Raw genomic sequence first — 15639 nt, 5'->3', positions numbered from 1 at the left:
AGGAGGCCGACATGAAACGTCTCGACATTTTGCTGATTGGCACCAGCCGGGCCATGACCGCCCTGGCGCAGGAACTGGAACAACACGGGCATACATTGACGCGCAGTGGCGCGGCGCAATCGACGGTGAATCTGATCATCGACGACGGCTTCATCGGCGCCGGTGATCACTGCGCCATCCCCCACCTGCATCTGCGTCTGGGTGTCGGTGCACCGAGCCTTGCGGGTTTACCCTCGCTCGACCTGCTGTGCTTTCTCGGCTCGTCACTGATCAGCCGCGTACCGATTGGCGATGAGCCGTCCGGCAACGGCCAGGCGTTGCGCCAGCGGGTACTGACGCAGGTGGTGGACGAAGTGGCGTTGCTGGTCAGCCGCTTTTCCCGCGACGCGGAATATTTTCAGCAGGCCGCGTCGATGCGGGTGCCGGATTTCGAACGCATGGAAAACCTACTGTTTCTCGACAGTCTGGCTTACGTCCACCGTTGCAATGACACAGCGAATGAGCGGCTGTTGGAACAGGCGCAAATCCCGCTGATCGAGCGTCTGCAACAGAGCTTCATCCAGCATGCCGAACGCCCGGCGCTGCACCTCGCCGAGCAGTCGATCAGCTACCGCCAACTGCACACCCACAGCCGCGCCATCCAACAGCGATTGCTGTCGTTGCTGGAGCAATATCCGCAGCCGTGGGTGGTCGGCATCTGCCTGCCGAAAAGCCCTGAGTTGTTTGCTGCGATTGTGGCGATTCTCGGCAGCGGTGCGGTGTACCTGCCGCTGGAACCCAGCCATCCATTGCAGCGCCAGCAATACATCCTGCAGAACGCTAGCGCGCTACTGTTGCTGCACGATGGCGTGCATCCGCTCAGCACAACGATGGCGGGGCTGGACGTCTGTGGCATCGACAGCGCTGCGGCAGATCTCAACCAGCCGTTGCTGCGCCAACGCCCTGAGCTCGATGCGCCGTGCATGGCGCTCTATACCTCAGGCACCACCGGGCATCCCAAAGGCGTCTTGCTCAGTCAGGCCAACCTTGCCCATTTCACCGCGTGGTACGCCGACTACGTGCAGCTGCGCGCCGAGAGCCGGGTGCTGCAATTCTCCTCGCTGAGTTTCGACTCGTCGCTGATCGACATCTTTCCGAGCCTGCTCGCAGGTGCCGAACTGGTGGTGCCCGATGACACGCAACGGCGCGATCCGCTGCAACTGGTGGCGCTGATCCGTCGGCGACAATTGAGCCACGCCTTCCTGCCGCCGGCGCTGTTGAGCATCCTGCCGCTGGAGCAACTGCAAGGCGTCCAAGTGATGACTGGCGGCGATGTCTGCGAGCCGTTTGTCATCGAGCAACTGACCCGCCAGGGCACCCTGCACAATCTCTACGGCCCGACCGAAGCCACGGTGCTGATCACCGCGCGGCAACTGCAACCGGGTGACAGCAACCGCAGCCTCGGCGCGCCCATCGCCAACAGCCAGGTGCTGATTCTCGATGACGATTTGCAGCCAGTGCCGGAGCAAACCGTCGGCGAGTTGTTCATCGTCGGCCCCGGTGTCTGCCTCGGCTATCTGAACAACCCGCAGCAGACCGCCGAACGTTATCTGACCCTGCAACTGCCGGATGGCCAAACGCTGCGCGCCTACCGCAGCGGTGACATGGCCAAGTGGGGCGAGCATGGCATTGAGCTGTGCGGGCGGCGCGACAATCAGGTGAAGATTCGCGGTTTTCGGGTCGAGCCGGAAGAGATCGAACGCTGCCTGCGCGAGAGCCAGCTGTACCGGCAAGTGGCAGTGGTGATCGACAGTCAGCGGCGGATTCTGGCGTTCCTCGCCCAACCGCAAGCAGGCACTGCCCGCGATGCACTGAAAGCTCACGCCCAGCAATTTCTGCCGGACTACATGCAACCGGTGGCGTGGACCGAGCTGGCCAGCATGCCCTTCGCCAGCAACGGTAAAGTCGACCGCAAAGCCTTGCTGGAACTGCCAGTGAGCGTGCAGGACAACGGCCCGAAGTGCCTGCCGGCCAATGCCGACGAAGCACTGCTGCTGGAGATCTGGGCCGAGTTGCTGGAGCTGCCGGGCAGCGACATTTCTACCGACGAAAGCTTCTTCAATCTCGGCGGCCATTCGATTCTGTTGTCGCGGATGTTGCTGCGTTTGCGAGAGGAGTTCGGCCGCAGCATCTCGATCAATCGCTTCATCGAGCTGCCGACCATCATCAAGCTCGCGACTCTGGTTCGCGGCACTGACGACAGCGCCGTGCTCAGCGCCCAGGCCATGGCCGACGCCGAGCGCACGCTGGATATCGAGCCGCTGCCGATCAATTGCATGGGCGATGTGCACAGGGTGATCGTCACCGGTGCCAACAGTTTTGTCGGCGTCCACATCGTCGAGGCGCTGCTCGGTTGGGGCGCCAGCGAAGTGGCGTGTCTGGTGCGTGATGGCGGGGGGCAAACAGCGGCGCAACGGTTTGCTCAGTCACTGCGGGAAAATCGTCTGGAGCATCTGGACCTGAGTCGGGTGCGGGTTTACGCGGCAGACATTACCCGCCCGCAACTGGGCCTGAATGACGAAGATTACCAACGCCTCGATCGCGAGTTCGGCGCGCTGGTGCACAACGCCGCGAACGTCAATCACGTACTCGATTACGAGTCGCTGGCGGCAGACAACGTCGAGCCGATTTTCGCTTTGCTGCGGCTGTGTGAAGGGCAAAGCAAAAAGGTCTTCAATTTTGTCTCGACGCTGTCGGCGTCAAGCACGGTCGATGACGCGGGGCGGGTGTTGGAATTGCCGGCCGCGCCCACCCCGCCGATCTACATTCGCAACGGCTACAACCTGTCGAAATGGGTCGGCGAACGCATCCTCGAACGGGCGCGGGAGCGTGGTGTGCGGGTCAATCTGTATCGCCCCGGCAACATCAGTTTCAACAGTCTGAGCGGCGTCTGCCAACCGCACAAAAACCGTTTGATGCTGATGCTCAAGGGTTCGATTCAGCTCGGCCAGGTGCCGGCTTTCGCGCTGAATTTCGACCTGATGCCGGTGGACTTTCTCGCTCGCTTCATCGCCTTCCACGCCAGCCGTTATTCGGCCGAACGTGCGGTGTTCAATCTGCACAACCCCGAGCCGCTGAGCTGGGACGCCTACGTCGCTTCGTTCCGCGAAACCGGCAGCGAGTTCGCGCTGGTCAGCGTCGCCGACTGGCAGCAGCAACTGGGCCGCGTCGATGCCGACAACGCGCTGTTCGGCGTACTCGGCTTCTACCTCAACGGTTTTGAAGAAGACATCGGCGACATCTCGCTGATCGGCCACGCCAACGCCGAGGCCGGCGTGCAGCAGATGGGCGCGCACTACCCGCAGAAATCCCCGGCGCTGCTGCGTCGCGGCTGCGATTACCTGAAAGAAATCAACTTCATCTAGTTCATCAAAAAGGAGCAACACCATGAGCACTTTGCAACCCGACACCCTGATCAAAAACCCGCATGGTTGCCACGTTGTATCGTCGGTGGAAGTGCCGACAGACGCGGCGCAAGTCTGGGCGGTGGTCGGCAACTTCGGCGGTTTCGATCGCTTCATTCCAGCGCTGTCGCACATCGAATTGATTGGCGAAGGCGTGTCTTCGCTGCGCAAGAAATGCTTCAAGGACGGCAACGTCGTAGTCGAGCAACTGAACTCCCGCGATGAGCATGCACGGAGCATGACCTGGACGACGATTTACAACACGTTGGGGGTGGCGAATCTGTGGGCGGCGATGAATGTCGAATCGCTGAGCGAAGGTAGATCCCGGGCGACGTGGACGATCATTGCCGAGCCGGCCTCGGGCGGCGAAGAAGCGCTGCCGGGGTTCAAGGAGTTTGTGCAGGGATTTGCCGATGATGCGATGGGGAATGTATTGAAGCTGTTTGTTTAAGGCTTCGGCTTTGCGGTGATTGTCAGACCGCTTTCGCGAGCAGGCTCGCTCCCACAGGGAAATACATTTCAAATGTGGGAGCGAGCCTGCTCGCGAAGAACGATAACGCGGTCAGATCTTGAAGCTGTCGACCAGTTGCTTCAGGCGGTTGGCCTGCTGCGACAACGCATCACAATCCTTCAACGTTTCATTGAGGTTGGCCACGCTCTGCTGGTTCAGCAGGTTGATCTGGTTAACGTCGACGTTGAGGGTTTCCACCACGGCGGTCTGCTCTTCAGTGGCCGCTGCCACCGACTGGTTCATGCCGTCGATTTCGCCGATGCGCTGAGTCACGCTGACCAGACGCAAACCGGCCTGATTGGCTACTTCCACGCTCTGCTCGCTGGAGGCCTGGCTGGCGTTCATGGTGGTCACCGCTTCGCGCGAACCGATCTGCAGCGAGGTGATCATCTTGTGGATTTCTTCCGCCGACTCCTGAGTGCGATGGGCAAGGTTACGCACCTCGTCCGCCACCACCGCAAACCCACGCCCGGCCTCACCAGCACGCGCCGCTTCGATCGCGGCGTTGAGCGCCAGCAGGTTGGTCTGTTGCGAGATGCCTTTGATCACATCGAGGATGTGGCCGATGTTGTCGGTGCTCGCGTTCAGGGTTTCGATCTGGGTGCACGACAGGCTGATCTTTTGCGACAGCTCGGTCATTGCCTGAATGGTTTGTTCGACCACCTGACGACCGTCATCGGCCTGCTCGCTCGCGCCGCTGGCATGCTGCGAAGCATCGGCAGCATTGCGCGCAATTTCCTGCGTGGCAGCGCCCAGTTCGTTGATCGCGGCCGCGACGCTGTTGGTGCGTGCGCTTTGCTCGTCAGAGCCGACGATCGAGGCGTTGGACGAAGCCATCACCCGCTGCGACAAGTCATGCACATGACGGGTCGCCGAGGACACTTCGGAAATCGAGGCGTGAATCCGCTCTACGAATTGGTTGAATGCGCTGCCCAGTTCGCCGAATTCGTCTTTGCTTTCGACCACCAGGCGACGAGTCAGATCGCCTTCGCCCTGTGCGATGTCCTGCATTGCGCGGCCCATGGTGGTCAGCGGACGCATCAAGACGTTGATCAACAGGCTCAGCAGCAGCGCGATGGCCGCCACGGCGACAAACATCGCGATCAACGCCGACGTACGGAATTGGCTAAGTGCAGCGTAGGCTTTGTCTCTGTCGATCGACAGACCGATGTACCACTGCGCATTCGGCAGATCGCTGACCGGAGTAAACGAGAGGATTCGTTCCTGGCCGTTGAGCACCACGTTCTGGTTGCCCTTCTCGATGCGCACGCTGGAGTTCGGGTAGATGTCTTTCAGGTTCTTCATCACCTGATCCTTGTCCGGGCTGACGATCACTTGACCGTCGCCGCTGACCAGGAACGCGTGGCCGAGGCCACCGAAGTCCACCGAGTTGATGATCTTCACCAGGGTTTCCAGGCTCAGGTCACCACCGACGACGCCGAGCAGTTCGCCGTTCTTTTTCACCGGCATGGCGATGGTCACCACCAAACCGCCGACAGCTGCCATGTATGGCGGCGTCAGCATGGTTTTGTCGGCGGCCACCGCTTGCTTGTACCAAGGGCGCTGACGTGGGTCGTAACCGTCCGGCATCTTCGCGTCAGGACGCTGGGTGAATACCCCGTTGGCCTGGCCGACGTAGGTGAACTGGAAGTTCGAGGTGAACGCCGGCTGGTCGACCAGACCCGGGAAGTCCGCGTCCTTGCCCTGGTGAGCGACGTTCTGCGCGAGGTTTTCCAACACCAGAATCCGCCCGCTCATCCAGTTCTGCACGCTGCTGGCGGTCAGATCGCCGGCCTGCTGTACGGAGGACTGAAGGTTCTGGCGAATGGTGTTTCGCTGCAGATAGTCGTTGTAGAGGGTGAACAGCGCGAACGCCAGGACCACGACGCCCGAGGCGGCCAACAGAATTTTATGGCTGAACTTGAGATTCATTTCATGGGACTTCTTATGCCAAAAGTGGGGATGCGTTCCGGTTGCAACATTCCATGTACAGCGCAGGCAGCGTTCTTCTGGCCGCTCTACTTTGGTGCACGCATGTCTCACCAGTCTGTCGGCACGTGTCGGAGAAATCTTAGGGTCGAATGGGAAATGGATGGAATTAGTGCCGGATTCCCGCCGAACGGCGTGCCAGAGCGGCTGCGACAGAAATTTTCAGGGTTGATGTTCGAGCGGCAGTTGCAAATTATCCAACCCTTGCTGACAATGCGACTAATTATCATTTGTGACGTCCGGGCTGTCGCGTTCATGTCCTCACCTGAGTTTGCCGTACAGGCGCTTTACAGTAGTCACCATGGCTGGCTCAACGCTTGGCTGCGCGCACGGCTGGGCAATGCCGCAGATGCGGCGGATCTGGCGCAGGACACTTTTGTCCGCCTGCTGCAACGTACCGAACGCCTCGAACTCAAAGCACCACGCGCCTTTCTGCGCACCATTGCTCGCGGGCTGGTGATCGACCACTGGCGTCGTGAGGAGATCGAACGCGCCTACCTCGAAGCCATCGCCCACTTGCCTGAAGCCCAAACCCCGAGTGCCGAAGCCCGAGCGCTGGTGATCGAACTGCTGGAAAGCATCGCGCGCATGCTGGAAGGATTGAAGCCGAAAGTGCGTCAGGCATTTCTCCTGGCGCAGTGCGAAGGTTTGACTCACAAGCAGATTGCCGAAGAAATGGGCCTGTCGCTTCGCTCAGTGGAACGCTACGTCGCCGATGCGCTGTTTCATTGCTATGTATTGCGGTACGCAAGCTGATGCCGGTGGATAACCTGTCACTTGGCCGACGCGCCGAGCCCCAGCAAAAAGTGGTCAAGCAGGCCATTCACTGGTTGCTGCGCCTGCGCAACAACCACGGCAATTCGCGCCTCAACCGCCAGTGCGAGCAGTGGCGCGCCGAGCACCATGAGCACGAACTCGCGTGGCAACGGGTGCAATCGTTGCAAGCCGAGTTGAGCAATAACCTGCGCGCCGTACCCGGTGCGCACGTGGCGTTGAACACCCTGGAAAACAGCGCGCAAGGCCTGGGACGGCGACAGGCGCTGAAGCTGCTGTCGGGCGCGTTGTTGATGGGCTCTGCCGCGTGGCTGGCCAAAGACACCCCGGCGTGGCAGCAATGGAGCGCCGATTACGCCACGGCGACCGGTGAGCGGCGCGGCTTTCAGTTACCCGATGGCACGCGGCTCGAACTCAATACCGCCAGTGCCGTGGATCTCGATTACACGGCGCAACAACGACTGATCAAACTGAGCCGTGGCGAAATCATCGTCAGTTGTGGCGGCGCGGATGAAGGCGCACCGGTTCATCGACCGCTGCGTGTAGAGAACCGTCACGGCACTTATGAGCCGCTCGATGCGCGCTTCATCCTGCGTCAGGAGCACGATTGCACGCGGCTCAGCGTGACCAGCGGGCGTGTCGCCATTCACGCCGGTGGCACTTCGATTGAAGCGCGCGCCGGGCAAAGTTATCTGATCGACCGGCGTCAGGTGCGGCCAGCGCCGCTGCTGAATATGGATGTCGGTGCCTGGGTCGACGGCTTGATCGTCACGCGCAATATGCGCCTGGGCGATTTCCTCGCTGAAGTCAGGCGTTATCGCCAGGGCTTTCTCACCTGCGCAGCGGAAGTCGCGGACTTGCGCCTGTCCGGCGTGTTCCGCCTGGAGAACACCGACAAGCTGCTGGCGGTGCTGCCGCAGACCTTGCCAGTGCAATTGCGCTATCGCACGCGCTGGTGGGTGACGCTGGAGCGAGTGGCCTGAAATTATTCTGGCGGGTTTTTGCAGCAAGTCCGGCTTAGTCAGTAAGCACTTCAACTCAAGCGTTTGCGACTTCCTACGGAAACCTACAATGACTGTCCGCGCCACCAGTAAAAACCCTCTGAATTTCACGGCCGAATCGGGCCTGTTGCGCCATGCCGTTCGGGCGGCGCTGTTTTCTACCGCCCTGGGTGTGGCGGTGTTGCCTAGCGTGAGTCTGGCGGCCGGCACTGCCAACAGTGAAGTCGGCCAGCGCTTTAGCATTGCTGCCGGGCCGTTGGGCGAAGCGCTGAATCAGTTCGCGCGTCAGGCCGACATCACCCTGTCGATGACGCCACAGCAGACTCAAGGACGCCAATCGCCGGGTGTGCAGGGCGAGTATTCAACCGATCAGGCGCTGAGCCATTTGCTCGGCGGTTCGGGTCTGGAAGCTCTCAGCCAGGATGGCAGCAGCTACATTCTGCGCCCGATCGCGGAGACCGAAGCGCTGGCTTTACCGACCACCGATATCAAAGGCTTCGCCCTCGGCAACGCGCTGGGCAGCATGGACGGCTACAACGCGACACACAGCCAGATCGCCACGAAAACCAGTACCGCATTGCTGGAAACGTCGCAAAGCGTGTCCGTGGTCACTCGCGAGCAAATGGACGACCAGGGCTCGCAAACCGTCTCACAGGCGATGCGCTACACCCCCGGCGTGCTGACCAACCCCTATGGCGCAACGCACCGTTACGACTACGTGGCGATGCGCGGTTTCAACGACGGCTCGGTGGATAACATCTACCTCGATGGCCTCAAGTCGATGGGCGACAGCGGCACTTACAGCACCATGCAGGTCGATCCGTATTTCCTTGAGCGCGTGGATATTCTCAAGGGGCCATCTTCGGTGCTGTACGGCCGCAGTTCGCCGGGCGGGTTGGTGGCACTGACCAGCAAAAAGCCGTTGTACGAGGCTTACCATCAGGTCCAGGCCACGGTTGGCACGCAGGGGCAGCGCGGGGTCGGTTTCGACTTCAGCGGCCCGATCGATGACGACAAGCGCATCGCCTATCGTCTGATCGGTTTAACGGATCAGTCCGACACCCAATTCGACCACAATAAAGAAAAGCGCTTCGCCCTGGCGCCGACCGTCAGCATCGATTTCAATGAAGATACTTCGCTGACCCTGCAGGCTTATCTGCAACATGATCCGGATGGCGGCTACCACGGTGGCGTGCCGGCGGATGGCACGATTCATCAGCGTAATGGCAATCGCATCTCGCCGCATTTCTTCGAGGGCGAGCCGGGCATCGATGGTTATTCGCGTGATCAGCAATCCTTCGGTTATCAGTTCGAACATCGCTTCAACGATGTCTTCACCGCGCGGCAGAACTTCCGTTACCTCGACTCCAAAGTGAACATGGATCAGGTCTATGCCTATGGCTGGACCACACCGACCAGCAACGAGCTGAACCGCTATTACACCGGTGGTGACGAGCGACTGCATGCGTTCATCGTCGACAATATGCTTCAGGCTGAATTTTTCACCGGCGCCACCAAGCACACGGTACTCATGGGCGCGGACTATCAGCGCCGCAAGACCGTGGTCGACTGGACCAGCGGCGGCCTCGCGCCGATCAACGCGTTCAATCCGGTGTATGGCAACTCGGCGATCGATATGTACGGCGATACCAGCTATCTGCGTCGTCTGGAGCAGACCGGTGTGTATCTGCAAGACCTGATCGAAATGGATAAATGGCGCTTCTCGCTGGGCCTGCGCCAGGACTGGGTCGAGACCTCCGACGAAAACCGCATCGCCGAAGCGGGGCGCCCGGAAGGCACCGAGATCAATGACCGCCGCACCAAACTCACTGGCCGCGCCGGTGCTCTGTATTTGTTCGATAACGGCCTGGCGCCGTACATCAGCTACTCCGAGTCGTTTAACCCGAACTCCTATGCCGACAGTGCCGGTAATCCACTGGCACCTACCGATGGCACGCAGTGGGAAGTCGGCCTGAAGTATCAACCGCCGGGTACTGACAACCTGTTCACCGCGTCGCTGTTCCGTATCGATCAGGAGAACCTGGCAACCAAACTGCCGCAGGAAAACTTCTATCGCGCGGTTGGTGCAGTCCGCTCTCAAGGCCTGGAACTTGAAGCGCATATGCAGCTGACCGACAACCTGAAAGTGCTCGGCAGCTACACCTTCACCGATATCGAGTACTCGAAGTCGATGGTCAGTACGCTGAGCACGCCAACCGACGTCATCGAAAACAAGGGCAACTCTCCGACCCAGGCTCCGCGCCATATGGCATCGCTGTGGGCTGACTACAAATTCGACAGCGCAGCACTCGATGGTCTGCGCCTGGGCGGCGGTGTGCGCTATGTCGGCTACAGCTGGGCGGATGCGGAAAATACTTTGAAGGTGCCGTCCTACACATTGTTCGACGCTTCGATTGGCTATGACCTGGGCAAGGTGGGCTTGAAGGGTGTCGACGTACGCTTGAATGCGAACAACCTGACCAACGAGTCCTACGTCGCCTCCTGCGCCAGCCTGAATTTCTGCTACATGGGCGAAGAGCGCAACGTCGCGGCGACGGTCAGTTACCAGTTCTAAGTTTTTGTCCTGTGCATAAAAAAGCCAGCCCCTGAATCTCAGGGGCTGGCTTTGTCGTATCTGAAGGGAAATTTTTCATGCGCGCATTTCTGGTTTTGCTGCATCGCTATATAGGTTTGGCCACGGCGGTATTTTTACTCCTGGCCGGAGTCACCGGGAGCATTCTGGCGTTCAACCATGAGCTTGATGAATGGTTGAATCCGCAGTTTTATTCGGCCTCTGCACAGGGGACGCAACTGCCACCGGGCGATCTGGTTGATACGTTGCAAGCTGCGCATCCGAAGCTGCAGGTCTGGTACATGGAGTATCCGCATGAGGCGGGGCATACCGCATTGCTGGCGGCTGTCGCGCGCAATGATCCGGCGACCGGCAAGCCGTTCGATGAGCGTAATCAGGTGTTCTATCTGGATCCGGTGAGTGCCGAAGAGAAAGGTCGACGGTACTGGGGCGAGTGTTGTTTTCAACGGGAGAATTTTGTCCCGTTCATTCTCGAGTTCCACTACAACCTGACATTGCCGGGGAATTGGGGATTGTGGCTGATGGGCCTGGTTGCCATCGCTTGGGTGATCGATTGTTTTGTCGCGTTATGGCTGACGCTGCCGCGTGGAAAGCCATTCTGGAAGAAGTGGTCGACGGCGTGGAAGGTCAAAAGCGGGCATGCCTATCGACTTAACTTCGACCTGCATCGTGCGGGGGGATTGTGGTTGTGGCTGTTGTTGCTGCCGATCGCAATCAGCAGTGTGGCCATGAATTTGCCGAGTCAGGTATTCAAGCCTGTAGTGTCGTTGTTTTCACCGATTGAGCCGAGCGTCTATGAAGCGCGGGGACGAATGCCTCCTGCGGAGTTGGGCGTGACGCAATTGAGTTATCAACAGGCATATGAGAGGGCGTTGCAGGAGGGGAACCGATTAGGACTGACGGCGGCAATCGGGGAGTTGTATTACAGCTTTGAGTACAACTTCTACGGCGCAGGGTTTGGGCAACACGACACAGAAGCGCATGGCAAATCCTGGTTGTTCTTTCATGGCACGGACGGACGATTGTTGGGACAGGAGATCGCAGGGCAAGGCACGTTGGGGGAGCAGTTCTATCGGTTGCAGTTGCCGATACACGGTGGACGAATCATTGGCGTTACCGGACAAGTGATGATCGCGGTATTAGGTATTTTGATTGCGGGGCTGTCGGGGACTGGCGTCTACATCTGGTGGCGCAAATGGCAGGCTCGACGTATCAGCAAGGCACGCAAAGCAATCTGATTATTGGTTTTTGCAGGCGCTGAAATGACAAAACCCCTGTCTGCGTTAGCAGACAGGGGTCTCGGAATTTAATCTTGACGATGACCTACTCTCACATGGGGAAACCCCACACTACCATCGGCGATGCATCGTTTCACTACTGAGTTCGGGATGGGATCAGGTGGTTCCAACGCTCTATGGTCGTCAAGAAATTCTGTATCTGACTCGTCAACACGGTAACAAGCCAGCAAAAACGGTTACTTCTACTAAAACAAAACCCCAACTGCTTTCGCAATTGGGGTTTCGGAATTTAATCTTGACGATGACCTACTCTCACATGGGGAAACCCCACACTACCATCGGCGATGCATCGTTTCACTGCTGAGTTCGGGATGGGATCAGGTGGTTCCAACGCTCTATGGTCGTCAAGAAATTCGGGTACTGAGTCGTGGCCGGACGGCCTCGCTTCAGCAAATTGGGTATGTGATAGCTTTCGGTGTTTGTGAACATCGAACTTTCGGTTCGTTTCGTCTTCACACACCGCAATCTGGTCTCTCTCGCTTTTCAGCTTGGAGCATGCAAATTGCTTGGGTGTTATATGGTCAAGCCTCACGGGCAATTAGTATTGGTTAGCTCAACGCCTCACAGCGCTTACACACCCAACCTATCAACGTCGTAGTCTTCGACGGCCCTTCAGGGAACTCAAGGTTCCAGTGAGATCTCATCTTGAGGCAAGTTTCCCGCTTAGATGCTTTCAGCGGTTATCTTTCCCGAACATAGCTACCCGGCAATGCCACTGGCGTGACAACCGGAACACCAGAGGTTCGTCCACTCCGGTCCTCTCGTACTAGGAGCAGCCCCTCTCAAATCTCAAACGTCCACGGCAGATAGGGACCGAACTGTCTCACGACGTTCTAAACCCAGCTCGCGTACCACTTTAAATGGCGAACAGCCATACCCTTGGGACCGGCTTCAGCCCCAGGATGTGATGAGCCGACATCGAGGTGCCAAACACCGCCGTCGATATGAACTCTTGGGCGGTATCAGCCTGTTATCCCCGGAGTACCTTTTATCCGTTGAGCGATGGCCCTTCCATACAGAACCACCGGATCACTAAGACCTACTTTCGTACCTGCTCGACGTGTCTGTCTCGCAGTCAAGCGCGCTTTTGCCTTTATACTCTACGACCGATTTCCGACCGGTCTGAGCGCACCTTCGTACTCCTCCGTTACTCTTTAGGAGGAGACCGCCCCAGTCAAACTACCCACCATACACTGTCCTCGATCCGGATAACGGACCTGAGTTAGAACCTCAAAGTTGCCAGGGTGGTATTTCAAGGTTGGCTCCACGCGAACTGGCGTCCACGCTTCAAAGCCTCCCACCTATCCTACACAAGCAAATTCAAAGTCCAGTGCAAAGCTATAGTAAAGGTTCACGGGGTCTTTCCGTCTAGCCGCGGATACACTGCATCTTCACAGCGATTTCAATTTCACTGAGTCTCGGGTGGAGACAGCGCCGCCATCGTTACGCCATTCGTGCAGGTCGGAACTTACCCGACAAGGAATTTCGCTACCTTAGGACCGTTATAGTTACGGCCGCCGTTTACCGGGGCTTCGATCAAGAGCTTCGCGTTAGCTAACCCCATCAATTAACCTTCCGGCACCGGGCAGGCGTCACACCCTATACGTCCACTTTCGTGTTTGCAGAGTGCTGTGTTTTTAATAAACAGTCGCAGCGGCCTGGTATCTTCGACCGGCATGAGCTTACGGAGCAAGTCCTTCACCCTCACCGGCGCACCTTCTCCCGAAGTTACGGTGCCATTTTGCCTAGTTCCTTCACCCGAGTTCTCTCAAGCGCCTTGGTATTCTCTACCCAACCACCTGTGTCGGTTTGGGGTACGGTTCCTGGTTACCTGAAGCTTAGAAGCTTTTCTTGGAAGCATGGCATCAACCACTTCGTGTTCTAAAAGAACACTCGTCATCAGCTCTCGGCCTTAGAATCCCGGATTTACCTAAGATTCCAGCCTACCACCTTAAACTTGGACAACCAACGCCAAGCTGGCCTAGCCTTCTCCGTCCCTCCATCGCAATAACCAGAAGTACAGGAATATTAACCTGTTTTCCATCGACTACGCTTTTCAGCCTCGCCTTAGGGACCGACTAACCCTGCGTCGATTAACGTTGCGCAGGAAACCTTGGTCTTTCGGCGTGGGTGTTTTTCACACCCATTGTCGTTACTCATGTCAGCATTCGCACTTCTGATACCTCCAGCAAGCTTCTCAACTCACCTTCACAGGCTTACAGAACGCTCCTCTACCGCATCATCCGAAGATGATACCCGTAGCTTCGGTGTATGGTTTGAGCCCCGTTACATCTTCCGCGCAGGCCGACTCGACTAGTGAGCTATTACGCTTTCTTTAAAGGGTGGCTGCTTCTAAGCCAACCTCCTAGCTGTCTAAGCCTTCCCACATCGTTTCCCACTTAACCATAACTTTGGGACCTTAGCTGACGGTCTGGGTTGTTTCCCTTTTCACGACGGACGTTAGCACCCGCCGTGTGTCTCCCATGCTCGGCACTTGTAGGTATTCGGAGTTTGCATCGGTTTGGTAAGTCGGGATGACCCCCTAGCCGAAACAGTGCTCTACCCCCTACAGTGATACATGAGGCGCTACCTAAATAGCTTTCGAGGAGAACCAGCTATCTCCGAGCTTGATTAGCCTTTCACTCCGATCCACAGGTCATCCGCTAACTTTTCAACGGTAGTCGGTTCGGTCCTCCAGTTAGTGTTACCCAACCTTCAACCTGCCCATGGATAGATCGCCCGGTTTCGGGTCTATTCCCAGCGACTAGACGCCCTATTAAGACTCGCTTTCGCTACGCCTCCCCTATTCGGTTAAGCTCGCCACTGAAAATAAGTCGCTGACCCATTATACAAAAGGTACGCAGTCACCCAACAAAGTGGGCTCCCACTGCTTGTACGCATACGGTTTCAGGATCTATTTCACTCCCCTCTCCGGGGTTCTTTTCGCCTTTCCCTCACGGTACTAGTTCACTATCGGTCAGTCAGTAGTATTTAGCCTTGGAGGATGGTCCCCCCATATTCAGACAAAGTTTCTCGTGCTCCGTCCTACTCGATTTCATGACTAAGAGATTTTCGCGTACAGGGCTATCACCCACTATGGCCGCACTTTCCAGAGCGTTCCGCTAATCTCAAAGCCACTTAAGGGCTAGTCCCCGTTCGCTCGCCACTACTAAGGGAATCTCGGTTGATTTCTTTTCCTCAGGGTACTTAGATGTTTCAGTTCCCCTGGTTCGCCTCTTGCACCTATGTATTCAGTACAAGATAACCATCTTATGATGGCTGGGTTCCCCCATTCAGACATCTCCGGATCAAAGTCTGTTTGCCGACTCCCCGAAGCTTTTCGCAGGCTACCACGTCTTTCATCGCCTCTGACTGCCAAGGCATCCACCGTATGCGCTTCTTCACTTGACCATATAACCCCAAGCAATCTGGTTATACTGTGAAGACGACATTCGCCGAAAATTCGAATTTCTCAACTAAGAGAACTCACAAATTTTACCTTAGCCTGATCCGTTACCAGTGAAAGTAACGTTCAGTCTATCTTTCTATCACATACCCAAATTTTTAAAGAACGAACTAGTCAAAGACTAGAAATCAACATTCATCATCACAACGATGGAATGCTCATTTCTAAGCTTTCAAACTTCAGAAGCAGTAGTGGTGGAGCCAAACGGGATCGAACCGTTGACCTCCTGCGTGCAAGGCAGGCGCTCTCCCAGCTGAGCTATGGCCCCGTATTTCTACAGGCGTTTCCCACACAAAATTGGTGGGTCTGGGCAGATTCGAACTGCCGACCTCACCCTTATCAGGGGTGCGCTCTAACCAACTGAGCTACAGACCCAATTTCGGGCTGCTTCTTTCGTCTTCTTCAATGAATCAAGCAATTCGTGTGGGAACTTATGGAGCAGCTGATGTCGTCGATTAAGGAGGTGATCCAGCCGCAGGTTCCCCTACGGCTACCTTGTTACGACTTCACCCCAGTCATGAATCACACCGTGGTAACCGTCCTCCCGAAGGTTAGACTAGCTAC

Annotated in this window: 7 protein-coding genes, 2 tRNA genes and 4 rRNA genes (1 of these 13 only partly in view); 6 read left to right on the top strand and 7 right to left on the bottom strand. The window is 57.4% G+C overall.

Features of this window, described 5'->3' with window-relative positions; genetic code table 11:
* The first annotated feature begins 11 nt into the window (after positions 1-11).
* Positions 12-3404: a non-ribosomal peptide synthetase gene (locus C2E19_RS01740; RefSeq protein ID WP_129387257.1), complete on the top strand. Its 3393-nt coding sequence runs from the start codon at positions 12-14 to the stop codon at positions 3402-3404.
* Positions 3405-3426: 22 nt separating this feature from the next.
* On the top strand, positions 3427-3894 hold the full coding sequence (locus C2E19_RS01735) for an SRPBCC family protein (RefSeq protein ID WP_129387254.1): 468 nt from the start codon (positions 3427-3429) through the stop codon (positions 3892-3894).
* 111 nt (positions 3895-4005) lie between these two features.
* On the opposite strand, the gene C2E19_RS01730 is transcribed toward C2E19_RS01735, so the two are convergent.
* Positions 4006-5886, bottom strand: coding sequence for a methyl-accepting chemotaxis protein (locus tag C2E19_RS01730; protein WP_129387251.1), 1881 nt, complete (start codon positions 5884-5886; stop codon positions 4006-4008).
* Positions 5887-6198: 312 nt separating this feature from the next.
* On the opposite strand from C2E19_RS01730, the gene C2E19_RS01725 reads away from it, so the two are divergent.
* From C2E19_RS01725 to C2E19_RS01710, 4 genes are all read left to right on the top strand, one after another.
* The gene (locus C2E19_RS01725; protein WP_129396075.1) at positions 6199-6699 is read left to right on the top strand and encodes a sigma-70 family RNA polymerase sigma factor; all 501 of its coding nucleotides are present in this window, start codon (positions 6199-6201) and stop codon (positions 6697-6699) included.
* Positions 6699-7700 carry a FecR domain-containing protein gene (locus tag C2E19_RS01720; protein WP_129387248.1) on the top strand — a complete coding sequence of 334 codons (1002 nt, stop codon included), beginning with the start codon at positions 6699-6701 and terminating at the stop codon, positions 7698-7700. The genes C2E19_RS01725 and C2E19_RS01720 overlap by 1 nt, the downstream gene beginning before the upstream one ends.
* Positions 7701-7788: 88 nt before the next feature.
* A complete protein-coding gene (locus tag C2E19_RS01715; RefSeq protein ID WP_129387244.1) occupies positions 7789-10293 on the top strand; it encodes a TonB-dependent siderophore receptor in 2505 nt (834 codons plus the stop codon).
* Positions 10294-10370: 77 nt separating this feature from the next.
* A complete protein-coding gene (locus C2E19_RS01710) occupies positions 10371-11549 on the top strand; it encodes a PepSY domain-containing protein (RefSeq protein WP_129387241.1) in 1179 nt (392 codons plus the stop codon).
* A 72-nt stretch (positions 11550-11621) separates the two neighbouring features.
* Here C2E19_RS01710 and rrf (C2E19_RS01705) read toward each other — a convergent pair.
* The 6 genes from rrf (C2E19_RS01705) to C2E19_RS01680 all read right to left on the bottom strand — a co-directional run.
* Positions 11622-11737 (bottom strand): 5S ribosomal RNA (gene rrf / locus C2E19_RS01705).
* Positions 11738-11842: 105 nt separating this feature from the next.
* Positions 11843-11958, bottom strand: a 5S ribosomal RNA gene (gene rrf / locus C2E19_RS01700).
* Positions 11959-12126: 168 nt separating this feature from the next.
* Positions 12127-15020, bottom strand: a 23S ribosomal RNA gene (locus tag C2E19_RS01695).
* A 247-nt stretch (positions 15021-15267) separates the two neighbouring features.
* A tRNA-Ala gene (locus tag C2E19_RS01690) sits at positions 15268-15343 on the bottom strand.
* Between the two features lie 30 nt (positions 15344-15373).
* Positions 15374-15450 (bottom strand) — tRNA-Ile (locus tag C2E19_RS01685).
* An 81-nt stretch (positions 15451-15531) separates the two neighbouring features.
* A 16S ribosomal RNA gene (locus tag C2E19_RS01680) occupies positions 15532-15639 on the bottom strand; it runs 1429 nt beyond the window's last position.
* The 16S, 23S and 5S rRNA genes sit together here with 2 tRNA genes alongside, the layout of an rRNA operon.

Origin of the sequence: Pseudomonas sp. DTU12.3 (genome assembly GCF_004124275.1) — a bacterium.
GTDB lineage: Bacteria > Pseudomonadota > Gammaproteobacteria > Pseudomonadales > Pseudomonadaceae > Aquipseudomonas > Aquipseudomonas helmanticensis.
The sequence above is the reverse complement of the archived record's forward strand: the minus strand, read 5'-3'. Positions and strand labels throughout refer to the sequence as shown.

Coding starts and splice junctions, on each gene's coding strand:
- C2E19_RS01740 (WP_129387257.1), top strand. CDS start 12: ATGAAACGTCTCGACATTTTGCTGATTGGCACCAGCCGGGCCATGACC.
- C2E19_RS01735 (WP_129387254.1), top strand. CDS start 3,427: ATGAGCACTTTGCAACCCGACACCCTGATCAAAAACCCGCATGGTTGC.
- C2E19_RS01730 (WP_129387251.1), bottom strand. CDS start 5,886: ATGAATCTCAAGTTCAGCCATAAAATTCTGTTGGCCGCCTCGGGCGTC.
- C2E19_RS01725 (WP_129396075.1), top strand. CDS start 6,199: ATGTCCTCACCTGAGTTTGCCGTACAGGCGCTTTACAGTAGTCACCAT.
- C2E19_RS01720 (WP_129387248.1), top strand. CDS start 6,699: ATGCCGGTGGATAACCTGTCACTTGGCCGACGCGCCGAGCCCCAGCAA.
- C2E19_RS01715 (WP_129387244.1), top strand. CDS start 7,789: ATGACTGTCCGCGCCACCAGTAAAAACCCTCTGAATTTCACGGCCGAA.
- C2E19_RS01710 (WP_129387241.1), top strand. CDS start 10,371: ATGCGCGCATTTCTGGTTTTGCTGCATCGCTATATAGGTTTGGCCACG.